The sequence below is a fragment of the Bombilactobacillus sp. ESL1094 genome, assembly GCF_058107425.1.
Genome location: NZ_JBYLUM010000001.1, coordinates 1299883 through 1323547 on the forward strand (window position 1 = coordinate 1299883; position 23665 = coordinate 1323547).

Annotated in this window: 16 protein-coding genes, 7 tRNA genes and 3 rRNA genes; 24 read left to right on the top strand and 2 right to left on the bottom strand. The window is 40.1% G+C overall.

Annotation, left to right across the window (positions count from 1 at the left end; translation table 11 throughout):
- The first annotated feature begins 116 nt into the window (after nucleotides 1-116).
- From AC3B5S_RS06155 to AC3B5S_RS06215, 13 genes are all read left to right on the top strand, one after another.
- A complete protein-coding gene (locus tag AC3B5S_RS06155) occupies nucleotides 117-2192 on the top strand; it encodes a BspA family leucine-rich repeat surface protein (protein WP_489790208.1) in 2076 nt (691 codons plus the stop codon).
- Nucleotides 2193-2374: 182 nt separating this feature from the next.
- Nucleotides 2375-3145, top strand: a complete 771-nt coding sequence (locus tag AC3B5S_RS06160; protein WP_489775162.1) for a WxL domain-containing protein — start codon at nucleotides 2375-2377, stop codon at nucleotides 3143-3145.
- Nucleotides 3146-3184: 39 nt separating this feature from the next.
- A complete protein-coding gene (locus AC3B5S_RS06165; RefSeq protein WP_489775163.1) occupies nucleotides 3185-4219 on the top strand; it encodes a DUF3324 domain-containing protein in 1035 nt (344 codons plus the stop codon).
- 16 nt (nucleotides 4220-4235) lie between these two features.
- Entirely contained in the window at nucleotides 4236-5015 is a 780-nt protein-coding gene (locus AC3B5S_RS06170) for a WxL domain-containing protein (protein WP_489775164.1), read from the top strand.
- Between the two features lie 259 nt (nucleotides 5016-5274).
- Nucleotides 5275-6867: a helix-turn-helix domain-containing protein gene (locus AC3B5S_RS06175; RefSeq protein WP_489758192.1), complete on the top strand. Its 1593-nt coding sequence runs from the start codon at nucleotides 5275-5277 to the stop codon at nucleotides 6865-6867.
- Between the two features lie 270 nt (nucleotides 6868-7137).
- Complete coding sequence (gene serS / locus AC3B5S_RS06180; RefSeq protein WP_489775165.1) at nucleotides 7138-8415, top strand: serine--tRNA ligase; 1278 nt, start codon at nucleotides 7138-7140, stop codon at nucleotides 8413-8415.
- A gap of 420 nt (nucleotides 8416-8835) precedes the next feature.
- Nucleotides 8836-10402: ribosomal RNA gene (locus tag AC3B5S_RS06185) — 16S ribosomal RNA — on the top strand.
- Between the two features lie 97 nt (nucleotides 10403-10499).
- Nucleotides 10500-10573, top strand: a tRNA-Ile gene (locus AC3B5S_RS06190).
- A gap of 12 nt (nucleotides 10574-10585) precedes the next feature.
- Nucleotides 10586-10658, top strand: a tRNA-Ala gene (locus tag AC3B5S_RS06195).
- 108 nt (nucleotides 10659-10766) lie between these two features.
- A 23S ribosomal RNA gene (locus AC3B5S_RS06200) occupies nucleotides 10767-13683 on the top strand.
- Nucleotides 13684-13756: 73 nt separating this feature from the next.
- Nucleotides 13757-13873: ribosomal RNA gene (gene rrf, locus AC3B5S_RS06205) — 5S ribosomal RNA — on the top strand.
- The 16S, 23S and 5S rRNA genes sit together here with 4 tRNA genes alongside, the layout of an rRNA operon.
- A gap of 9 nt (nucleotides 13874-13882) precedes the next feature.
- Nucleotides 13883-13955, top strand: a tRNA-Asn gene (locus AC3B5S_RS06210).
- A 48-nt stretch (nucleotides 13956-14003) separates the two neighbouring features.
- A tRNA-Thr gene (locus tag AC3B5S_RS06215) sits at nucleotides 14004-14076 on the top strand.
- A 72-nt stretch (nucleotides 14077-14148) separates the two neighbouring features.
- Here the strand turns inward: AC3B5S_RS06215 and AC3B5S_RS06220 are convergent.
- Complete coding sequence (locus AC3B5S_RS06220) at nucleotides 14149-14586, bottom strand: GNAT family N-acetyltransferase (protein WP_489775166.1); 438 nt, start codon at nucleotides 14584-14586, stop codon at nucleotides 14149-14151.
- Between the two features lie 169 nt (nucleotides 14587-14755).
- On the opposite strand from AC3B5S_RS06220, the gene AC3B5S_RS06225 reads away from it, so the two are divergent.
- The 6 genes from AC3B5S_RS06225 to AC3B5S_RS06250 all read left to right on the top strand — a co-directional run bounded on the left by AC3B5S_RS06225 (nucleotide 14756) and on the right by AC3B5S_RS06250 (nucleotide 19464).
- Nucleotides 14756-15388, top strand: coding sequence for a DNA-3-methyladenine glycosylase (locus AC3B5S_RS06225; RefSeq protein WP_489758195.1), 633 nt, complete (start codon nucleotides 14756-14758; stop codon nucleotides 15386-15388).
- Nucleotides 15389-15467: 79 nt separating this feature from the next.
- Nucleotides 15468-16928, top strand: coding sequence for a peptide MFS transporter (locus AC3B5S_RS06230; protein WP_489775167.1), 1461 nt, complete (start codon nucleotides 15468-15470; stop codon nucleotides 16926-16928).
- A 166-nt stretch (nucleotides 16929-17094) separates the two neighbouring features.
- Nucleotides 17095-17177, top strand: a tRNA-Tyr gene (locus AC3B5S_RS06235).
- Between the two features lie 5 nt (nucleotides 17178-17182).
- A tRNA-Gln gene (locus tag AC3B5S_RS06240) sits at nucleotides 17183-17254 on the top strand.
- Nucleotides 17255-17315: 61 nt separating this feature from the next.
- Nucleotides 17316-18017 carry a GntR family transcriptional regulator gene (locus tag AC3B5S_RS06245; protein ID WP_489758197.1) on the top strand — a complete coding sequence of 234 codons (702 nt, stop codon included), beginning with the start codon at nucleotides 17316-17318 and terminating at the stop codon, nucleotides 18015-18017.
- 19 nt (nucleotides 18018-18036) lie between these two features.
- Entirely contained in the window at nucleotides 18037-19464 is a 1428-nt protein-coding gene (locus AC3B5S_RS06250) for an O-antigen ligase family protein (protein WP_489769568.1), read from the top strand.
- A gap of 169 nt (nucleotides 19465-19633) precedes the next feature.
- On the opposite strand, the gene AC3B5S_RS06255 is transcribed toward AC3B5S_RS06250, so the two are convergent.
- Complete coding sequence (locus tag AC3B5S_RS06255) at nucleotides 19634-20347, bottom strand: WecB/TagA/CpsF family glycosyltransferase (RefSeq protein ID WP_489775168.1); 714 nt, start codon at nucleotides 20345-20347, stop codon at nucleotides 19634-19636.
- 79 nt (nucleotides 20348-20426) lie between these two features.
- Here AC3B5S_RS06255 and AC3B5S_RS06260 point away from each other — a divergent pair, with 79 nt between their 5' ends.
- The 5 genes from AC3B5S_RS06260 to AC3B5S_RS06280 all read left to right on the top strand — a co-directional run bounded on the left by AC3B5S_RS06260 (nucleotide 20427) and on the right by AC3B5S_RS06280 (nucleotide 23628).
- Nucleotides 20427-21500, top strand: a complete 1074-nt coding sequence (locus tag AC3B5S_RS06260; protein ID WP_489775169.1) for a glycosyltransferase family 4 protein — start codon at nucleotides 20427-20429, stop codon at nucleotides 21498-21500.
- Nucleotides 21501-21527: 27 nt separating this feature from the next.
- Nucleotides 21528-22346, top strand: coding sequence for an NAD(+) synthase (gene nadE / locus AC3B5S_RS06265; RefSeq protein ID WP_489775170.1), 819 nt, complete (start codon nucleotides 21528-21530; stop codon nucleotides 22344-22346).
- Nucleotides 22347-22358: 12 nt separating this feature from the next.
- Nucleotides 22359-22787, top strand: a complete 429-nt coding sequence (locus AC3B5S_RS06270; protein ID WP_489758202.1) for a hypothetical protein — start codon at nucleotides 22359-22361, stop codon at nucleotides 22785-22787.
- 146 nt (nucleotides 22788-22933) lie between these two features.
- Nucleotides 22934-23019: transfer RNA gene (locus tag AC3B5S_RS06275), tRNA-Leu, on the top strand.
- Between the two features lie 408 nt (nucleotides 23020-23427).
- Nucleotides 23428-23628 carry a cold-shock protein gene (locus AC3B5S_RS06280; RefSeq protein ID WP_489756232.1) on the top strand — a complete coding sequence of 67 codons (201 nt, stop codon included), beginning with the start codon at nucleotides 23428-23430 and terminating at the stop codon, nucleotides 23626-23628.
- The last annotated feature ends 37 nt before the right edge of the window (nucleotides 23629-23665 follow it).

A 23665-nucleotide genomic window follows, 5' to 3' on the forward strand; every position in this document is an offset into this window, starting at 1 on the left:
GCGCTATATATAAATATTGTGACTTTTTTCACCTTGAATTCTTCCAAAATGAGATTTAAAATTAGCATGAAATTGTTTTGAAACGATTTCAAAAAATGATATGGGGGGAATGAAGAGTGAATATAAAGCAAAAAAGTTTTACGACTGCTGGAGCATTGTTAGGACTGGTCTGTGGTTTAACTTTAATTCAACAAAATGTGCAAGCTGCTGATAATGAGCAAGTAGCGAATGTTTCAGATCAGGTAGAACCAGTAGCTACTGAACAAGCTCCAACGAGTTCAGCATCGGCAAGTACAACAGTAAGCCCTGCTACCAATGCGACTCCTGTGACTGAGCAAATACCACAAACTAACGTCTCAGTTGATGGAACGACAGCAGTTAATAACGATGTACCTATTACGGAAAACCAAGCTACCACTACAACGGACGTTAATTTAGCAACGGATGCAGCTGCGAACAATCCAGCTACACCTGCTAATAATTCTAATGCAACGGTATCAGCAACTAATAATGACACGCAACCGGCGAATGCTGGTGCTACGGCAGATAGTAACGTTATTACTAGTGGTGTTTGGGGAACTAGTAAGTGGGATTTTGTTCATGAAGGTGACGATTATACCCTGCATTTTCACGCAGGAATTTTAGGAAATGATTCTGGTGGATATTTTATTAATGGTCATAATTATGGTGGAATAGGTACAAAAGTTTTGAACGGTAATTTCACATATAGTAATGAATTAACAAAAGTTATATTTGATCCAGGCGTAGTTGCGGACATTAACTTATCTTATTTATTTGCATATTTAAAAAATTTAAAGATTATTGAAGGGTTAAACAATCTTGATACATCAAAAGTAACAAATATGGATGGTATGTTTGATGGATGTTCAGGATTGACAAGTTTGGATGTAGGCAAATTTGATACATCAAAAGTAACAAATATGGATGGTATGTTTGATGGATGTTCAGGATTGACAAGTTTGGATGTAGGCAAATTTGATACATCAAAAGTAACGAATATGTATGGTATGTTTGGTGGATGTTCAGGATTGACAAGTTTGGATGTAGGCAAATTTGATACATCAAAGGTAACAAGTATGGGTTTTATGTTTGATGGTTGTTCAAAATTAACAAGCTTGGATTTAAGCAAGTTTGATACATCAAAGGTAACAAGTATGAGTTTTATGTTTGATGGTGATTATAAACTATATCAACTAACGTTAGGATTAAAAACAATTCTGAACAAAAACGCTTATCTTCCAGCTGTTCCAGCAAAGGGTACTAAAGTATCAGGTACTAATAAAGTTATTACTTCACCATATTGGGTTGCAATGAATGGTACTAACACGGGAACAAAGTATACTTCTTATGAATTAATGGCAATGCCTGGTCGTTCTGAGGTAACGACTTATGAGTGGGATACTCAACCAGCTATGGCCAATCGAACTCAAAGAAAATCCGTTACTCGAGTCATCAATGTTCATCAACCAGATGGACAAGTTAATACAGAATTACAAACTGTTACCATTCAACGTAATATTAAGGATAATGAAGATGGAACGGTGACTTACGGTGATTGGTCCAAAGCTAATTGGACATTGTACGCTGTGCCAGAAATTGCGGGTTATCAAGCAAGTCAAACTGCGATATCTGAACAGGCTGTGACTGGTGACACTAAAGATCAAACAATTGATGTATACTACACACCAATTGAACAGACAGTAACAATTGAATACTTGTATGACGGTGACGAAGTTGGCACGCAGCAGTTAACTGGTTATGTCGGTGATGTCTTAAATATTAATTATCATACTCCAGCTGGTTACGAAGTTATCGATCAACCACAAACAACGGTAACGGTTGATGCTTCAAGACAGCAGATTATTCAAGTTGCTGTTGATCATCAAATCATACCTAGCTTAGAAACTAAGACTCTTACGCGAACAATTAATTTCCATTATCCAGATGGACAAGTTAAGAGTCAAAACCAAGTGGCAATTTTAAAACGGAACATCTATCAAGATGCAGTTACAGGTGACAAGGTTTATGGTACTTGGCATGGTGATACTTGGGATGCTGTGATGGTACCGAAGGTCAGTGGCTATACTGCCAGCCAAGATACAGTGGCTGAACAGGCAGTGACTACAGATACTACTGATCAAGTGATTGATATTTTCTATCAAAAAGCGTAGTGCTTGCGAAACTTTATCAAGTGATTTTTGCGACATGAGTCCATGGTAAATGGGCTCTTTTCATTTGGGACGCTGAAAAAATTGATTTATTTTTAAGAATTTAAGTGCTTTGTTGAAAAATCTATTGTATAATTAGTTCGATGTAAATAAGTAAAGATTTTTTTAAGGTGGGGGACTTCTTTATGAAATTAAATAAATTATTGAGTATGGGAATTTGTGCTACTTCTTTGTTAGCTATTGCCGCTCCAATGTTGGCACAAACTGTTAGTGCTGATGATGCTACTTTGGTAAGCGGTGCTGGTAATACTGTTACTGCTGCTTCATCTGCTTCAGGATCTTCTCAAGCTTCAGTTGGCTTTAAACCAGGTGATTTGACTTTATATCAAGTACCAAACTTCAATTTTGGTACAGGTAAAGTTGCAAAAGCTGGTGCAATTGATATGGCTGGTTCAGCTGCTAATCGATTGGCTGTTGTTGTTGATAATCGTTCTACTGCTAATGCATCTGGTAATGGTAATGTTAATCCGTGGACTTTGAATGTATCTGTAGATAAATTTAAAACTTCTTCTACTGATACTGGCGTTGAAATTCCTTTGGGAATTAATGATAAATCCGATACGTCTGCATTTAAAATGTTGAATTTAGATCAGTCCACTTATAGTTATTCTAATAATGATGTTTATAGTATTGATAGTAACAATCCAGCTAAACCACTTGGTTCTATGGCTAATGGAGATATTTCTGGAGATACTACGCTTGCTCTGGTTTCTGGTTCAAAACGATTTGGCGTAACTGGATTTGATTTTAGAGATCCAGCTTCTGTAAGATTGCTATTAGATGCAAATAACGTATCTAAAGTTGATCCTAATAGTAATTATACTGCCACGGTTAATTGGAATCTGTCTATTGATCCGACGACAACACCAGCTCCAGCAGGCGGTGCCGGCGCATAGTATTAATAACCAAAAACTTCTAGTTTAGAGGATACGATTTTGCGAAAATTATTACGTCCATTGATTTTTTTAATGGCTTTAATAGGCAGTTTCTTTATTATTCATCCCGTGTCAGCGGCAATTACTGGTGCAGCTGGTTTTTCTGTTGAGCCTGAGGGCAGTCAAGGTGCTGCACAATCGGATTACTTTTTGTTAAATGTGGAATCTGGTAAAAGTTATCCACTAAACTTAAAGATTACTAACAGTAAAAAATATCCCATTGACGTGGTAGTTAAACCGACGGTTGCTGGAACGACTAATCAAGGTCAGATCAATTATGCTAATTTAACTAGCGTTCGTGACTCCAGTTTGAAGTATGACTGGACGAAAATGGGACCAGTTAAGCAAAAAGTTACGATTCCAGCTAAGGGCTCTCAGACGGTTTCAGAAACCATCAATGTGCACGCACCCAAGTTTAATGGTGTACTGTTGGGTAGTTTTTATATCTATTCACCAACCATTAACCATAAGATGCATCATAAGAAGTCTAAAGGCATGAGTTTAACTAATAACTATTCTTATTCAGTTAGTACCTTGTTTAAAGTTGGTAATGTTGATAAAGTGCAACCAGATCTACGCTTAGTTCGGGTTCGGCCGACTTTATTAGGCATTCAACCTGCTGTGAATATTAATTTGCAAAACTTTGAACCTAAGTACATTACTAATAATGATATGCGGGTCAAGGCAAAGATTTATCCGGCTAAGAGTAACAAACTACTCTTCCAGAATAGTCAAAAGCAAATGAACTTCGCGCCGAATTCTAACTTTAACTTTCCAGTTAGCTGGGGGAATAAGCCGATGAAAGCTGGTAATTACCAAGCTCGCGTGCGGATTAATACTTCAGGTAAGAGTTGGTATTTCAAGAAGAACTTTACGATTTCGCCAGCGGATGCTAACCGGTTGAATCGCAATAATCCGAATACAAAACGTAATTATTGGCCATTAATTATTACGATTATTGTCATTGTTTTACTATTGATTGGCGTATTATTCTATTGGTTCTATAAGCGAGGACAAAATCAAGCAACTAAATAGTTATGGGGGGGATAACTTGAAAGTAGCAAGATTTAATGTTTTATTAATAAGTTTAATTGCTGCCATCTTCATCTTTAGTACTCCCACTATGGCTGCGGATGATGCGAATGTCGTTAATCGACCGGCGGATGCTACTTCAGGCACAGTAGAAGCCAACAGCTCAGCCAATGTTGGTTTTGCGCCAGGTAAGCTGGATTTACGAGTTCCTAATCCCGAGAATGTCGGTTTTCCAAATTTTGGTACGCAATATGTATTTACCAAAAGTATCTGGAAATATCGACCAGTAATCCAAGCCGGACAAACCGAAGCTAAACCGATGCTAGATAATACGATTATTGTGACTGATACTCGGGGGGCTGAGAGTGGCGGTTGGAATTTGAGTGTTTCTTGCTCTAAATTTCATAATACCGACACGAGTGTTGCTCCTGATGAACAAGTGCAGCCCATTTCGTCGCTAGATTTTACTAGTGCTAAAGTTGTACAAGCCAATGTAGATAGTGCCGATAATTTTTCCTTAGCGCAAGATTTTGATTCGAGCTCATCGGGAATTACTGGTTTGAATACTTTAACGGGTTCGCAGAATTATCCTTGGGTTTATCCGAGTGATGATATCAATGATCCTAATACGACAACCACTTTATTTACGGCACAAAAGGGGACCGGTTTAGGTTATTGGGGCTTATTCTTAACAGGAGCGCAGTTAGTAACTCCAAGTCAGAATGGGCAAGTTGCTGGTAATTTTAAGGCAACGTTAACTTGGACACTCAATGGTGGTAATCCTACGACACAAGCGTAAACTTCTCGTGTTAATTTAACTTAATAAATGAAAAAGGACATGTTTCATGTCCCTTTTTTGTATAGAACATTTTTTATAAAAATCTGTTTTAAATTATTTTTTATTGATTGTTTTTAGTAATAATAGTTGAAATCTGTGTTATCTTGGATTACATTAAAATTGGTTGTACATTATAATATTTATTATATAATGATTATTATTTGTTAATTTTAAATGCTTAAATCTTAAGTAATGAAATTAATTAATGGGGGGTATCACATTGGAAAAAGAACAAGACTTATTTTTGTCAGTTTCTGATATGGAGAAGTTACGCTTGTTTGAGCGGGTCAGACAATTAAAGATTATGGAGATTTCTTATCGCGATGATCTTAAAGCTCATCAAAGTCTAGATTTTGATATTAAAGATATTAATTTTCGCCAAGCAGCTGCACAAATGAATAAAAGTTACGGCAGTATCTATAATACTTACGATGGTATTATTCAAGATATGAAGGAATTATTGGGGAAAGATGATCCAACAATCGAAGAAATTTTTTCTGTTGACAATGATCAGTATCACTTTTTTTTAGTTTCCCATTCGGATGCTTACAACTTCATGATGGCAATTTTGGAAGATACTTGTCAGTCATTTGATGATTTTTATCAAGAGTGTGGCAATAGTAAAGCAACTGCTTTGCGCCATTTAAAACCGATGCGTTTATTTTTGAAAACTTTTAACGTACGAATTACTTATGAAAAGATGCGCTTTGTCGGGGAAGAAACAGATGTTAGATTAGCAATATCCGCGATGTTTTGGGAAGCAACGCGGGGATTTGCTTGGCCTTTTAAGACTATTTCTGAGGAAGAAAGCGAGTGGCTCGTCAATCAAGGCTTAGAGGCCTTTCAAGTAGTAGCGCAACCGAATCCGATGACTTTTCGGGTTTATCAAATTTATGCCACTGTCAATTGCTTACGGATTTATCATGGTCATTTTGTGGAACGCAATGCGAAAATCGACTGGGTTCGCTATCCAAATCTGAATGTCTATGAAAGCTTCATGACTGAGGATAGTTATGAACGATTTGCGGACAGTGACTTTGCTAAAATCATTCAGTACTATCGAGATTTGACGCCCGCCCGTTTAATGAATGAATCTTATAATATGTATAATTTGGTTAACTGTTCATTATCCATTGTTCCTTGTGGCAATGAAAAAGCCGATGAAATTCTTGACCATATTCAAGAGTATGATACTAAGATTTACGACTTTGTGGGGGCATTCTTACAATCGATGCCTTATAATATTCAGCGACAATTTAATTTATCCGATGAAATTGTTAAGCTCTATCGCATTGCCTTGATGCGGGTCTTAATCGGGGGCTTGGCATTTGGTAATAGCTATTACCAAATGGTAGAAGTCTACACGGGAGAAAAATCAGGGCTATCCAGTATTGATTTGCCAGAGTTTAAGAAGACCATTCGGAATATTTTACAGCATTTATTTGAACAAAATGAATTTCAAGATTTTCAAGATAAAGTTAATTTGCTGACCAATGCGGTTTACAAGATTTTGCTTCGAGTCGTGGTCATGTTTTCTGATCATTTTGCAGTTCAAGTCTACCTCAGTATTGAAGAAAATCAGTTATACCGTTTTGATATGGTAGAAACAATTGATAGTTTGCCTTACGTGCAACTAGTTCAAGATCCTAATGATGCAGATTTGATTGTGACGACTTCGAGTCATTATACGTTAGATCCTACACAACATGACATTTATATCTTTAAGTGGGAACATGATGCTAATAGTGCCCAATATGGCCAGTTGATAAGTTTAATTCGGGATATTTGGACGGAGAAAAAGATTTCCAAATAAAACTTGCCTTTTAATGTTAGTTATATTACTATCAACCTAGATAACGTAGATATCTTACCGACTTTACAGAGAGCTAGTGCAGTGCTGAGAGTTAGCAGTTGGTGTTCCAATATCGTTTCAAACGGATAATGAATAAATTATACGGTCAGCCCCGTTATAGCTGTTAGAGCGTAGTGTGAAACACTAAAATTGGGTGGTACCGCGATGAAGAGTTGATTCGTCCCTTTAATGGGGATGAAGACAACTCTTTTTTATTTAAAGGAGGAAATTATGTTAGATTTAAAAGTGATTCGCAATAACCCTGATTGGGCGAAAAAAAAGTTAGCTGAGAGAAATATTGCAGGGGAAGAGATTGATCATTTACTAGACTTAGATGTTAAGCGCCGCCAAGTGATGGCGCAAACTGAAGATTTGAAAGCTAAGCGCAACGAAGTTTCGAAGCAAATTGCTCAAACTAAGCGACAAAAACAAGATGCTACTGCCGCGATTGCTGCCATGAAAGAAGTTGGCGCGCAAATTAAAGATTTGGATGAGCAATTAGCAAAGCTTAATGACCAAACGGATTATATTTTAGTCCGCTTGCCCAACTTTCCCGATGATTCAGTGCCTGTTGGCAAAGATGAGTCTGCCAATGTGGAAGTTCGTAAGTGGGGCGAAATTCCGCACTTTGACTTTGAAGCCCAAGCTCATTGGGATATTGGCGAACAATTGGGAATTTTGGATTTTGAACGGGCTGCGAAAGTTTCGGGTAGCCGCTTTGTTTATTATTTAGGTGCCGGTGCGCAATTAGAACGGGCTTTATACAACTTTATGTTAGATGAGCATCAAAAAGATGGTTATACAGAAGTTATTCCACCTTATTTGGTCAATAGTGATTCCATGTTTGGTACTAGTCAGTTCCCTAAGTTTAAAGAAGACGTTTATACCATTGTTGATGAAGAACGGCCATTGACTTTAATTCCTACTGCCGAAGTTCCCCTAACTAACTATTATCGTGGCGAGATTTTGAGTGAAGATCAATTACCAACTTATCTTACGGCTTTGACACCATGTTTTCGTTCTGAAGCCGGTTCTGCTGGCCGTGACACCCGCGGTTTGATTCGTATGCACCAATTTAACAAGGTGGAAATGGTTAAATATGTTAAACCAGAAGATTCCTGGAATGAATTAGAAAAATTAACCGCAAATGCGGAAAATATTTTACAGAAGTTGGAATTACCATATCATGTCATTACTTTGTCCAGTGGTGATGCTAGTTTTAGTTCTGCAAAGACGTATGACTTAGAAGTTTGGATGCCCCAGCAAAATATGTATCGGGAAATTTCGAGTTGTTCTAATTGTACAGATTTTCAAGCACGGCGCTCACAAATTCGTTATCGTGATGAAAATGGTAAGTTACAATTTGTCCACACCTTAAATGGTTCCGGGCTCGCAGTTGGTCGGGCAGTGGCGGCTATTTTAGAAAATTATCAAAATGCTGACGGTAGTGTCGATATTCCTAAAGTTTTAGTTCCATATATGAATGGTAAAACTAAAATTACTAAGTAATATGTAGGCAATTGAATCCTAAGAGAAGATGAAATATCTTTTTTTAGGATTTTTTTATATCGTAAAAAAGCAGTCATACCAAGGGATAGAGCAATAAGTAGCAAAAAAGAATAAAAAAAGATGGGCAAAGGGGTTGCAAAAGGGTAAAAAAGTTGATAATATATTTTCTGTTGTCAATGAGTCATGCGCGTCACTGTTAAGCAAATAAAAAAAACAGTTGACAAGCTCATGATAAGATGATAAACTAAATGAGCCACTTAATCAAGTGGTAATCAACAAAAAGTTAAGTAGATCTTTGAAAACTGAACAAAGTTTCTTTAAAAGCCAAGTGCTGGGTTCTTGAAAAAGAACCTGTCAATTTAAAAGTAATAAAGAAGACAAAGAACGTTAGAGTTCTAAGTCTGAGTCAACAAACTAACAAAAAATGAGAGTTTGATCCTGGCTCAGGACGAACGCTGGCGGCGTGCCTAATACATGCAAGTCGAGCGAGCAGAAGTAACGGAATACCTTCGGGTAGGAAGATATGGACGCGAGCGGCGGATGGGTGAGTAACACGTAGGTAACCTGCCCTTTAGCGGGGGATAACAATTGGAAACAGTTGCTAATACCGCATAAAGTGCTTAATCACATGATTAAGGAATGAAAGACGGTTTCGGCTGTCACTAAAGGATGGACCTGCGGCGTATTAGCTAGTTGGTGAGGTAAAGGCCCACCAAGGCGATGATACGTAGCCGACCTGAGAGGGTAATCGGCCACATTGGGACTGAGACACGGCCCAAACTCCTACGGGAGGCAGCAGTAGGGAATCTTCCACAATGGACGAAAGTCTGATGGAGCAACGCCGCGTGGATGAAGAAGGTTTTCGGATCGTAAAATCCTGTTGTTGAAGAAGAACGTGCTTGAGAGTAACTGCTCAAGTAGTGACGGTATTCAACCAGAAAGTCACGGCTAACTACGTGCCAGCAGCCGCGGTAATACGTAGGTGGCAAGCGTTGTCCGGATTTATTGGGCGTAAAGGGAGCGCAGGCGGTTTGAAAAGTCTGAATGTGAAAGCCCTCAGCTTAACTGAGGAAGTGCATCGGAAACTGTCAAACTTGAGTGCAGAAGAGGAGAGTGGAACTCCATGTGTAGCGGTGAAATGCGTAGATATATGGAAGAACACCAGTGGCGAAGGCGGCTCTCTGGTCTGTAACTGACGCTGAGGCTCGAAAGCATGGGTAGCGAACAGGATTAGATACCCTGGTAGTCCATGCCGTAAACGATGAGTGCTAAGTGTTGGGAGGTTTCCGCCTCTCAGTGCTGCAGCTAACGCATTAAGCACTCCGCCTGGGGAGTACGACCGCAAGGTTGAAACTCAAAGGAATTGACGGGGGCCCGCACAAGCGGTGGAGCATGTGGTTTAATTCGAAGCAACGCGAAGAACCTTACCAGGTCTTGACATCTCCTGAAAGCTGTAGAGATACAGGGTTCCCTTCGGGGACAGGAAGACAGGTGGTGCATGGTTGTCGTCAGCTCGTGTCGTGAGATGTTGGGTTAAGTCCCGCAACGAGCGCAACCCTTGTTACTAGTTGCCAGCATTAAGTTGGGCACTCTAGTGAGACTGCCGGTGACAAACCGGAGGAAGGTGGGGACGACGTCAAATCATCATGCCCCTTATGACCTGGGCTACACACGTGCTACAATGGATGGTACAACGAGAAGCGAACTCGTGAGGGCAAGCAGAACTCTAAAAACCATTCTCAGTTCGGATTGCAGGCTGCAACTCGCCTGTATGAAGTTGGAATCGCTAGTAATCGTGGATCAGCATGCCACGGTGAATACGTTCTCGGGCCTTGTACACACCGCCCGTCACACCATGAGAGTTTGTAATACCCAAAGCCGGTGGGGTAACCCTTCGGGGAGCTAGCCGTCTAAGGTAGGACAAATGATTAGGGTGAAGTCGTAACAAGGTAGCCGTAGGAGAACCTGCGGCTGGATCACCTCCTTTCTAAGGAAAAATAAACGGAAAGCAGTTGGCAAGAAACTTTGTTTAGTTTTGAGAGGTCTACTCTCAGGGCACCAAGAGACAAGCGCGAAAGAAAATCGGGCCTATAGCTCAGCTGGTTAGAGCGCACGCCTGATAAGCGTGAGGTCGATGGTTCAAGTCCATTTAGGCCCATAGAAATAGTACGGGGGTTTAGCTCAGCTGGGAGAGCACCTGCTTTGCAAGCAGGAGGTCATCGGTTCGATCCCGTTAACCTCCATTGACAGGAAACTGTCAAGGACATTAGTACTTTGAAAACTGAATATTATGAGAAGAAAGACACCGAGAATCGAGAGATTCGAAGAAAGTAAGAAACAGTAGTAATTAAGGTTAAGATAATAAGGGCGCACGGTGGATGCCTAGGTACTAGGAGCCGAAGAAGGACGCAACGAACAGCGAAATGCTCCGGGGAGTTGTAAGTAAACGAAGATCCGGAGATATCCGAATGGGGGAACCCGGCTAAGGTAAAGCTTAGTCACACTGCGACGAAAGTTGTAAGTGAGGAAGACGTGGTGAACTGAAACATCTAAGTAGCCATAGGAAGAGAAAGAAAAATCGATTTCCTGAGTAGCGGCGAGCGAAACGGAAAGAGCCCAAACCAGAGAGCATGCTCTTTGGGGTTGTAGGACTGGGACGTGAGATAGTCGAAGATAGCTGAATCAGTTGGGAAGCTGAACCAGAGATAGTGATAGTCTAGTAGGCGAAATCAGAGACACTCTACCAGTATCCTGAGTACGGCGGGGCACGTGAAACCCCGTCGGAAGCAGGGAGGACCATCTCCCAAGGCTAAATACTCCCTAGTGACCGATAGAGAACAAGTACCGTGAGGGAAAGGTGAAAAGCACCCCGGAAGGGGAGTGAAATAGATCCTGAAACCGTGTGCCTACAAGTAGTCAGAGCTCGTTAAAGAGTGATGGCGTGCCTTTTGTAGAATGAACCGGCGAGTTACGATTGCGTGCGAGGTTAAGTTGAGAAGACGGAGCCGTAGCGAAAGCGAGTCTGAATAGGGCGAAAGCGAGTACGTAGTCGTAGACCCGAAACCAAGTGACCTACCCATGTCCAGGTTGAAGGTGCGGTAAAACGCACTGGAGGACCGAACCCACGTAAGTTGAAAATTGCGGGGATGAGGTGTGGGTAGCGGTGAAATTCCAAACGAACTTGGAGATAGCTGGTTCTCTCCGAAATAGCTTTAGGGCTAGCCTCGGAGAAGAGGATCTTGGAGGTAGAGCACTGTTTGGACTAGGGGCCCAACATGGGTTACTGAATTCAGATAAACTCCGAATGCCAAAGATCTTTCTCCGGGAGTCAGACGGTGAGTGATAAGATCCATCGTCGAAAGGGGAACAGCCCAGATCACCAGTTAAGGTCCCAAAATCCATACTAAGTGGAAAAGGAAGTGGAACTGCACAGACAACTAGGATGTTGGCTTAGAAGCAGCAACTCATTTAAAGAGTGCGTAATAGCTCACTAGTCGAGTGGTTCTGCGCCGAAAATGTACCGGGGCTAAGTATGGTACCGAAACTGTGGATGTGCATCGAAAGATGTACGTGGTAGGAGAGCGTTGTAAGCACGAAGAAGCCAGATCGAGAGGACTGGTGGAGAGCTTAGAAGTGAGAATGCCGGTATGAGTAGCGAAAGACCAGTGAGAATCTGGTCCACCGGATGACTAAGGTTTCCTGGGGAAGGCTCGTCCGCCCAGGGTTAGTCGGGACCTAAGATGAGGCCGAGAGGCGTAATCGATGGAAAACAGGTTGAGATTCCTGTACTGTTCAGTGTTGTTTGAACGATGGAGGGACGCAGGAGATGAATTGTGAGCATGCAGCTGGAAAAGCATGTCTAAGCAGCGAGTCTGGATATGAGTCAAATGCTTATAACCGCGAAGGATGAGTTGTGATAGGGAGCGAAATTAAAGTAGCGAAGCACAATAGTCACACTGCCGAGAAAAGCTTCTAGTGAGACACTGAATACCCGTACCGCAAACCGACACAGGTAGTCAAGGAGAGAATCCTAAGGTGAGCGAGAGAACTATCGTTAAGGAACTCGGCAAAATAGCCCCGTAACTTTGGAAGAAGGGGTGCTGGTGTAAGAGCCAGCCGCAGTGAAAAGGCCCAAACAACTGTTTATCAAAAACACAGGTCTCTGCAAAATCGTAAGATGACGTATAGGGGCTGACGCCTGCCCGGTGCTGGAAGGTTAAGAGGATGAGTTAGACTTCGGTCGAAGCCCAGAATTGAAGCCCCAGTAAACGGCGGCCGTAACTATAACGGTCCTAAGGTAGCGAAATTCCTTGTCGGGTAAGTTCCGACCCGCACGAAAGGCGTAATGATTTGGGCACTGTCTCAACGATAGACTCGGTGAAATTATAATACCCGTGAAGATGCAGGTTACCCGCGACAGGACGGAAAGACCCCATGGAGCTTTACTGTAGCTTGATATTGAGTTTTTGTGTAACATGTACAGGATAGGTAGGAGCCGTAGAGATCGGTACGCTAGTATCGAAGGAGGCGCTGGTGGGATACTACCCTTGTTATATGAAAGCTCTAACCCGCGCCGTTGAAGCACGGCGGGAGACAGTGTCAGGTGGGCAGTTTGACTGGGGCGGTCGCCTCCTAAACAGTAACGGAGGCGCCCAAAGGTTCCCTCAGAATGGTTGGAAATCATTCGTAGAGTGTAAAGGTAGAAGGGAGCTTGACTGCGAGACAGACAAGTCGAGCAGGGACGAAAGTCGGGCTTAATGATCCGGTGGCACCGTATGGAAGGGCCATCGCTCAACGGACAAAAGCTACCCTGGGGATAACAGGCTTATCTCCCCCAAGAGTTCACATCGACGGGGAGGTTTGGCACCTCGATGTCGGCTCATCGCATCCTGGGGCTGTAGTCGGTCCCAAGGGTTGGGCTGTTCGCCCATTAAAGCGGTACGCGAGCTGGGTTCAGAACGTCGTGAGACAGTTCGGTCCCTATCCGTCGCGGGCGTAGGAAATTTGAGAGGATCTGTCCTTAGTACGAGAGGACCGGGATGGACATACCACTGGTGTACCAGTTGTCTTGCCAAAGGCATAGCTGGGTAGCTAAGTATGGAAGGGATAAACGCTGAAAGCATCTAAGTGTGAAACCCACCTCAAGATGAGATTTCCCATTCAGTAATGAAGTAAGACCCCTCAAAGAAGATGAGGTAGATAGGTTGCGAGTGGAAGTGTAGTGATACATGGAGCTGAGCAATACTAATCGGTCGAGGGCTTAACCAAGGGTGTCGAGTAAGAACATAATATTCAGTTTTGAGAGGACTAAGGTTCTTTCAGAAGGTAAGAAGAGAGCAAGTGTGGTGGCGATAGCGAGGAGGAAACACCTGGAATCATGCCGAACACAGAAGTTAAGCTTCTCAGCGCCGAAAGTAGTTGGTGGGAAACTACCTGCGAGGATAGGTCGTTGCCATGCTGCTCTTATTCCGGTTTAGCTCAGTTGGTAGAGCATCTGACTGTTAATCAGGGTGTCGTCAGTTCGAGTCTGACAACCGGAGTTATAGTCGGATGTTTAACCGGCTTTTTTTATTAGTTTCGAATTGTTCGCCAGCTTAGCTCAGTTGGTAGAGCATCGGTATCGTAAACCGAGGGTCACAGGTTCGAATCCTGCAGCTGGCAGTATTATTATAAACAAAATAAAAAACGTTATATTAAGTTATAGCGTTTTTTATTTTGTCCATATTTATTTGATTAAACAGCTTTAACCATTTTATGGTGTTTGATACCAGCATCTAAAAATTGATTTCCTTCGACCTGATATCCTAAATTAGTATAAAAATTTTGAGCTTGATCTTGCGCATTTAAGACGAGAGTTTTAATTCCTTGCGTTTGAGCGTGTTGTTCAATCATCTGCATTATTTGACTGGCAAATCCTTGATGCCGAAAATTTTGGCGAACAGCAACTCGTTGAATATGCCATTGGGTTGGCGTTTCTTTTAAAACGCGCGCTGTGGCAATTGGCTGGTCGTTATGTTCATCGTAACCTACATAATATTGACAATTTGCTTCATCCTGATCAATTTCTAGATCAGCCGGAACATGTTGTTCTTGAATAAAAACTGCTTTTCTTAAAACTAAACTATCTTGATAAATTTGATCATTTAAATCGTCCGTGAATTTGATAATCATTTTTTCTTCCTTTCTTAACGCAAATTAGTTGACGAATTTGTTTTTTTAGCTCAATAATTTAATTGGATATTAAATTGCAAGACTTAATAATATTAGTTCTGTTTAACCATTGTGAAAATAGAGCTAATGTTTTTAATTTTACCATAAAGTATTTAGAAAGGAGGTTCTTATGAGTTCAATTACAGCATTTTTAACCAGTCAATCAACGATTCAATTAGCTCAAGATTTGTTAGGACATGAATTACAGTATCACTCTGCCTATGGTTTAACTGCTGGTTTGATTGTTGAGACAGAAGCATATTTAGGTACGCCGGATTCTGCTTCACATGCATATCGTGGTCATCATTCTCGCGCTAATCAAGCACTTTATCAAGATCCAGGGACCATTTATATTCATTCACAGCGCGGACATTACTTATTGGACATTGTTGTTCAAATGTCAGGACAACCAGAAAGTATTTTGATTCGGGCTCTGCAACCGACTAAGGGGTTAACTATTATGCGAGAACTACGGCAACAGACAACGACGACTAATTTAACAAATGGACCTGCTAAGTTGACTCAAGCGTTAGGAATTACGTCGCGTGATTTAAACCAAACCCCCTTGAGTTTCAAGACGCTGAGTTTAAGTGATCAACGAATTAAAACGCCCAAAATTATTAAAACTTCTGCGCGGATTAATGTTAGTCAACGTGGTAATTGGGCACAAAAACCTTTACGTTTTTTTGTTGCGGGTAATCCTTATGTTTCTAATTGTCGCAAAAAAGATTGTTTATTTACTAGTTTGGGCTGGAATCGCTAAATTGGGCATTGTTTTTTGACATTATCTATTAGAAAGATTAAAATGTTAGGGCATTGTTTAATATTTAGGGAGAATATTTATGGATACAAAAAAGGAAAAGACGTTCTTTGGTCAGCCTATGGGGTTAAAGACCCTATTTATGACTGAATTTTGGGAACGATTTAGTTATTATGGCATGCGGGCAATTCTGTTGTACTACATGTACTATGCGATCAAGCTCGGTGGCTTAGGCTTTAAGCAAGAAACTGCTGCGTCCATTATGTCTATTTACGGATCATTGGTTTATATGACCAGTGTTTTAGGAGGTTATATTAGTGATCGTATTTTAGGTAGTCGGCGAACCGTCTTTTGGGGCGGGGTTTTGATCATGTTTGGTCATATCTTCTTGTCGTTGCCGCTAGGTTCTACCACGTTATACTTGTCGATTTTGTTCATTACAATTGGTACTGGTTTGTTAAAACCCAATGTTTCGGACATGGTCGGTGATTTATATAGTGCTGAGGATAACCGCCGTGATGCTGGATTTAGTATTTTTGTCATGGGAATTAACTTAGGTTCCTTAATTGCGCCCGCAGTAGTTAGTCAAGCTTGGAAGAGTTTTAACTTCCATGTTGGCTTTTCACTAGCGGCGATCGGGATGTTCTTTGGTTTAATCACGTATTATATTCAAGGAAAGAAATATTTACCAGCAGAAACTTTGAAACCCACTGATCCTATTACTGATGCTGAAAAAAGTAAACTTTATAAAAAGGTCATTGTCTTTGTCTTAGCAATTGTCGTTATTGTTTTATTAATGATGGTCATGAAGTTAGCTAGTTTACAGAACTTTATTAGTTTAATCAGTATTTTTGGCATTATTTTACCAATTGCATACTTTATTATTATTTTAAGTAGTAAAAAGGTGACTAAGATTGAAAAATCGCGCGTTTATGCTTATATTGGCTTATTTATCGCTGCGGTAATCTTCTGGGCCATTGAAGAGCAAGGTTCTTCTATTTTGGGCTTATTTGTTGCTAATAATACGCAATTGCATTTGGGGAGCTTTGAATTGAATCCAAGCTGGTTCCAAATGTTAAATCCATTCTTTATTATTATTTATACACCATTATTTGCTTCTCTTTGGACTAAGCTAGGTAAAAAGCAGCCTTCGTCACCGACTAAGTTCTGGTTAGGCTTAGTCTTTACCGGTATTTCCTATTTAGTTTTGGTTTTACCGTTAATGGGCGGTTCACACGGCAAAGTTAACCCATTATGGTTAGTTTTGAGCTGGGGCATTGTAGAAATTGGTGAAATGTTAATCTCACCAATTGGTCTTTCAGTTACGACTAAATTGGCGCCCAAAGCTTTCTCATCCGAAATGATGAGTATGTGGTTCTTAGCAGATGCTGCGGGACAAGCTATTAATTCCCAATTAGTTAGATTTTATCCACACCACGAAATGGCTTACTTTGGTGTAACGGGGTTAGTAGCAATTGCCTTTGCTATTCTCTTGATTTTCTTTACACCAAAAATCAAAAAATTAATGTCCGGAATCAATTAATAAAAGTTCACCTTTTGGTGAACTTTTTTCGTTTTTTAAAAGAATTATTGGTATAATATTCGTGGAATGTTTCGGAAGTTATCAATAGAAAAATAAAAAATTTGTTATAACCTCTTGCAAAATGGAACAAAATTGGTTATTATATTTAATGTCCTATTGATATGTTGGAAGGGTAGCGAAGTCTGGCTAAACGCGGCGGACTGTAAATCCGCTCCTTCGGGTTCGGTGGTTCGAATCCACTCCCTTCCATTGATTGGGTTATAGCCAAGTGGTAAGGCAATGGACTTTGACTCCATTATGCGCTGGTTCGAATCCAGCTAACCCAATAATTGACTGAAACGTTGGTTTCAGTCTTTTTTTATTTTTAATTTGAGGGGGGTAATCTCCGTGTCCGAAGTACCAATTTATGTTCAGATTCATAACCAAATGAAATCCGAGATTGCCCAAGGAAAGTGGCAAGTAGGCCAAAGAATTCCGTCAGAGCGCTGGTTAGCACAGCATTTTGCTGTGAGTCGCATGACCGCACGGCAAGCCATTCAGACCTTGGTTGATGAAGGAATCTTGTCACGTAAGGTTGGTTCTGGGACTTATGTTGCTAGTCAAAAAGTTCAAGAAAAAATGTCCGGAACGACTAGTTTTACAGATATTATGAAATCACAGGGCAAAAAGCCGGCTAGTCGCGTCGTCTCCTATCATCTTGCCGAACCAACGCTCAGTGAGAAAGAGCATTTACAATTAGCCGATAAAATTGATGTTTTACGAATGGAACGCATTCGCTTAGCCGATGGCGTGCCCATTTGTTTTGAAATCACTACTGTACCGTGGAATCTCGTTCGGGATTTAAGTCAACAGCAAATTACACAATCGCTGTATCACGCTTTAGAGCAAAAGGGCTTAAAGCTCGGACACGCTCAACAGAATGTGTCAGCAATGTTAGCCTCAGAAAAAGTAGCTGAGCTTTTAAAGGTCAAGCGGGGTGCTCCTGTGCTAAGATTACGGCAGGTTACTTTCTTAGATGATGAGCAACCGTTTGAATATGTTCGTTCACAGTATGTGGGTGAGCGCTTTGAGTTTTATTTAGAAAGATAAAAGATAATGGAGAATTATTGTGAAATCTAGTTCAATTCAACGTTTTAGTTGGTATTTAATGATTTATTTTTTAATACAACCAATTTTGGATGTGATTACCGGTTGGCAAATGAAAGTATTGCCTAACTTTAGTTTGACACTGGGCGTAGCGATTCGTGCAATTATGCTAGTTTTAATTGTTGGCTTTATTTTAAAAGTTGCGCACCAGCGTGATGATTGGCTGGATCGTTATGTGCCGTGGTTCTTAGGACTATTATTAGTATTAGTTGTGATTAATTTGGTGGTTAATTATTTCAATAAGCCCGCTTTTTCGTGGTTTACAGAAATTTCGGCGTGTTTTAAAAGTCTGCATTACTTAATTATTATTTTGGGCATGTACTACGCGTTTAAGAATTTATCAGCACAGCAATTAAAGCGTTCGGTGCCGGTTTTTGTTTATTGGGCACAAATGATGATTAACGTGGTCATGATTGTAGCAGTTATGACCAAGACGGCTTTTCATACCTATCCCCAGGGAAAATTAGGAACAAGTGGTTGGTTTAATGCTGGCAATGAGTTAAGTGCAATTTTGGCAATTGCCTTTCCAATTGTTTTGCTATATGCGCTAGAAAAGTCTCAGCAGCAACATAATTATTGGTACTTTGGCGGCGTGATTCTATCCGTCAATTCTATTACAATGCTCGGAACGAAAAGCTGTTTCTATGGGATGATTTTAGCGCTCATTTCGGCCTTCTGTTTGCAGTTAATACGAATCTTTGTGACGCATGAAAAAAAAGCTGCCAATATCATTAATACGGTTCTAATTGCCGTTTTATTGGGGGGAGTTTTAGCAATTTATCCGCATTCACCAGTTCATGATAATAGTGTGATTCAAAATCGAATTATTCGCGAAAATCAACAAAATAAAAAGAAAATGTTGTCTGATAAAAAGCACAGAAAGCATATGGATCATTACGAGCGTTTCTTATTGCAAAATAAGGAATTAAGTAATCCGCTACTAGCGAAGTTATTAAGCGGCCGGACCAATTATTATCGCCTAAATAGTTATGAATATAAAAAATCTGCCTTGGCCCAAAAATTATTTGGGATGGGCTACGGGGGTAATTATCGTAAGCATCCACGAACTGTGGAGATGGATTGGTTAGACTTCTTCTTCCAATTTGGAATTATTGGTTTCGTGATTACAATTTTGCCGTTAGTCGGCATTATCTTCTATTTATTGTTTGAATTCTGCCGTTACTTTTTCCAACCAAAAATTCAAACCAATTTATTGTATTTTGTGGCCTTTGGCTTGGGAATTTTTATGTCAATCTTTTCAGGGCATGTTCTCAATGCGCCCGGAGTTAGCATGTATTTTGGTTGGGTCACAGCATACTTGTTGTTTGTCTTACAAAAACCCAAACCACAACATCTAGCCTCTAGAAAAACTAAAGTTATGTTTCCTTAAAGCTGAACTTTTTTCTAAGTAATCAAAAATTCCGTTCTTAAAAATTAATTTAGGAACGGAATTTTTTTGCGTCGTTGGCGTAATTTGAAAGGTAATGATGCTGTTACAAAAATTAAAAAGATATTATTAGGACACTATTAAGTGCGGAACTACTCAAAGATTTTCAGGGTTAATGTTGCTGATTAACTAATTTTAAAAAGCGCGGTAAAGCTAAGAAACGTTTAAAACGACTAGGATGGCTTAATAAGCGATAGAGCCATTCTAAGTGCCAGTTTTGAATTAATTGCGGGGCGCGTTTGACCGTTCCAGATAAGACGTCAAAACTGCCTCCCACGCCAATCCAAATTGCAGGCGTCAGTTGGCGGTGGCGATAAATAAATTCTTCCTGTTTGGGAAACCCTAAAGCGACAGCCACGATATCAGGCTTAGTTTGTTTTATTTCTTGGACAATGGGTTGTTCATCTTGAAAATACCCGTCATGTGATCCGACAAGTTTTAGTTGGGGATATTTTTGGTGAATATTTTGGACGGTTTTAGTAATAATTTCGGGTTTAGCACCTAATAAATATACTTTTAGGCTACACTTATTGGCAATTTCTAGTAAACTAGTAAGTGTATCAAAGCCAGTAATTCGTTCGGAGAGTGGTTGATGCATCATTTGTCCTGCTTTAATAATCCCGATACCATCAGGAGTGATGTAGTCGGCTGTTTGAATTAATTTGCGATATTCTGGATGATCGTAAGCATAAACTGCAATCTCAGGGTTAGCAGTAACAATAAAGGTATTTTGATGATTAGTGATACGTTGCTGGAGTAACTTTATAAAATTTTGATTAGTAGTACTAATAAAAGGCAAATCTAAGATTTTAATTTGTTTTGGCAATTTTTCTAAACTCCTTTTTTAATACCTTTAGTTTACGATAACTAGATTTGTTTAACAATTTATTGTGAGGATTTAATTTATGAAAACTTTACACGTGAACGCCGGGAATGAAAATGGCGGCGGACGAACGATTATTATTAATATTTTACGGGGCTTGAATCAACGAGATATTGATTCGCAGCTCTTAGTTTTTGAACGGGGGCCAGTTTCTGATCTAGCAAATGAATGGCAAATTCCCACTACTATTATGAACCAAGATGGGCAGTTGGATTTGCGGGTGCTCGGGCGTCTCAAGAAGTTCATTAATGATAATCAAATTGATATTGTGAATACGCATGGTCCCCGGGCTAATTTTTTAATGAGTTTGATTTATAGGCATGTGCATGCAAAGTGGATCATTACGGTTCATAGTGATCCTTATGTGGATTTTGCTGACAATTTCAAAGGAAAGTTAATGACTTCTTTAAATTTACGGGCCTTGAAAAAAGCTGAGCTATTGATGCCAGTAACTGCTAAATTTAAGCCAATTTTAGAACAAGTGGGGATTGCCGCAGACAAAATCAAGCCGGTCTTTAATACAATGTACTTTCGCGAAAAAGCGCCCCAAACGACGCGACAAGATCCGTTTACGCTATTGAATGTTGCTCGTTTAGTGCCTGTGAAAAACCAACAATTACTCTTAAAAGTTTTAGCAGAGCTAGATTTTGACTGGCGCTTAAAGCTAGTGGGTGATGGAACTTCGCGGCCCCAATTGGAACACTTAGTACAAGAACTAGATTTGGCACAAAAAGTCGAATTTATCGGCTTTCAAGACAAAACAGAGCAGTATTACCAAAACGCGGACTTATTTGTCCTACCATCATTATCGGAAGGCTTTCCACTAGTTTTACTAGAAGCAGCTAATAATGGTTTACCCGTGGTCGCTAGTGATGCTGGTTCGGATGCGCAAGCCGTTCAACCGGGGCTGGGTTGGATTACCCCTATTAATGATTTTGAAAGCCTAAAACAGGCGTTAATTCAAGCTCATGACTTGTGGCAAAAAGATGAATTACGCGCTTTGGGCCAGAAATATTATGAATATTGTGCTGCCAATTTTTCTAACGAACGTTTGGCTCAAACAATCAGTGAAATTTATCAAACTGTGTTAAAGTAATTGTATTTGAGAAATGAGGTTTTAAGATTGCGTCCATTACAAAAAGAAATTATTGCTTTTGAAAAAGTTGCGCCCCAGATTGATCCCGAACAAGAAGTACAGCGGAGTGTGGACTTTTTAAAGCATTTTTTACAAAAAAATCAATTAAAAACATTAGTGTTAGGAATTTCTGGTGGTCAAGATTCGACTTTAACAGGTCGCTTGGCCCAGTTAGCTGTTAGTGAATTACGAGCAGAACAACCCCAATCTAGTTACCAATTTATTGCCGTTCGTTTGCCTTATGGGCAACAAGCTGATGAATCAGATGCTTTACAGGCTTTAGACTTTATTCAACCGGACAAGACTTATCGGGTGGATATTAAGCCAGCGGTAGATGCAGTCGTGGCTAGTATCACACCTAATGGCTTAACCATTAGTGATTTTAATAAAGGCAATATTAAAGCGCGTCAACGCATGATTGTACAGTATGCGATTGCTGGTGAAACTAAGGGCGTTGTAGTGGGAACCGATCACGCCGCGGAAAATATTACGGGTTTTTATACTAAATACGGTGATGGTGCCGCCGATGTTACGCCTTTATTTAGGTTAAATAAGCGCCAAGGCCGTCAATTATTGCAATACTTGCAAGCCCCGGCCAATTTATATACTAAAACCCCGACGGCTGATTTAGAGGATGGTCGGCCAGGCTTAGCTGATGAAGTTGCTTTGGGGGTAACGTATCAAGAGATTGATGATTATTTGGAAGGCAAAGAAGTCACAGCATCAGCAGCCCAAAAGATTGAAAATTGGTATTTGAAGACTGCTCATAAGCGGCAGTTGCCGTATACAGTTTTTGATCAATTTTAAGGAGGCAAAGACATGGTTAATAAAGCACAACAGCGGGCAATCAAGTATGCCCAAACGTTAAATGATGTTTTACAACGGACGCAGGAAATTCAAGAAGAGTTGAATCCTAAGTTTCAAGAAATTAAAACGGCTTTGCAAAAAAACGAATTAGAGCAAATGCAATCTGCTCATTACTTGGCAATTCAGGGTGATTTTCAGCATGGGACTGATGAATATGCCCAATTAACCCAACAATTAGCCGATTTAAGAGCTCCAGCACGTTTTATGGGCATTCATATGAATTTAGTTCAAGCCTATCAAGCTTATGTTCAAGCTTGCCAGCAAATGATTGATAGTATGAAAGATAATCGTACGGTGGACTTGGATCAATTTCAGCAGTCTGAACAAGATCAAGACCAAGCAACGGCTGAGATTGCTAAGTGTTTACAGCGCTTAGGTTAAAATTTTTTGTTCCAGCTCCCAATTGGAGTTAGATGCCAGTTGCCTCATAAAAATAAAAGATTTGTGTTAATTGATGCTAATTTATTTTTGCCGCAGTTGCTTGCAAAATTTGCCCATTCATATTATGATGAATGAGTATTGTTTTTGCGGGCATGGCGGAATTGGCAGACGCGCAAGACTAAGGATCTTGTGGAGAATTATCTCCGTGGAAGTTCGAGTCTTCTTACCCGCATCTTAATTAAAGTAGCTACGGCTACTTTTTTTTGTTGTCATATATGAAAATGATTGAACAAAAATCGCTTAATACTTAATTTTTGGCGAATATTTAAACAAGTGGCACTACGACAATTTGGATAAGAATATTATTCACTTTACTAGATTTTTTAATTTTTTGATTGCTGGTTTCTTAATGTGAAGAAGTGGTTCTTGTTAGGCTCTAGGAGCGCAAAGAGCTGTTTAAAGTGTGCTTTCCATATTAAAATAAATTTAATAAATTTAGCAAAACTTGATTGATTATCTTTTGTGAGCATGTTAATATAAAGACGTGTTTTTGAATGGTTATGGTTCGATGGTTCATGTGTAACTAACTTCCATATCGGCCACAAAGAAATGCAAAAAGTGTTTTGAGGAGGATGTTCACATGGAACATGGAACAGTAAAATGGTTTAACGCTGAAAAAGGTTATGGTTTTATTACTCGCGAAGATGGTAGTGATGTATTCGTACATTTCTCCGCTATCAACGGTGAAGGCTATAAGACTCTTGAAGAAGGTCAATCAGTTACTTTCGATATCGAAGAAAGTGATCGTGGACCACAAGCAGTTAACGTTAACAAAGACTAAGCTTAAACTCTTAGTGCTGACCAGCCCACGGGCTGGT

Coding starts and splice junctions, on each gene's coding strand:
- AC3B5S_RS06230 (WP_489775167.1), top strand. CDS start 15,468: ATGGATACAAAAAAGGAAAAGACGTTCTTTGGTCAGCCTATGGGGTTA.
- AC3B5S_RS06270 (WP_489758202.1), top strand. CDS start 22,359: ATGGTTAATAAAGCACAACAGCGGGCAATCAAGTATGCCCAAACGTTA.
- serS (WP_489775165.1), top strand. CDS start 7,138: ATGTTAGATTTAAAAGTGATTCGCAATAACCCTGATTGGGCGAAAAAA.
- AC3B5S_RS06160 (WP_489775162.1), top strand. CDS start 2,375: ATGAAATTAAATAAATTATTGAGTATGGGAATTTGTGCTACTTCTTTG.
- AC3B5S_RS06220 (WP_489775166.1), bottom strand. CDS start 14,586: ATGATTATCAAATTCACGGACGATTTAAATGATCAAATTTATCAAGAT.
- AC3B5S_RS06260 (WP_489775169.1), top strand. CDS start 20,427: ATGAAAACTTTACACGTGAACGCCGGGAATGAAAATGGCGGCGGACGA.
- AC3B5S_RS06225 (WP_489758195.1), top strand. CDS start 14,756: ATGAGTTCAATTACAGCATTTTTAACCAGTCAATCAACGATTCAATTA.
- AC3B5S_RS06280 (WP_489756232.1), top strand. CDS start 23,428: ATGGAACATGGAACAGTAAAATGGTTTAACGCTGAAAAAGGTTATGGT.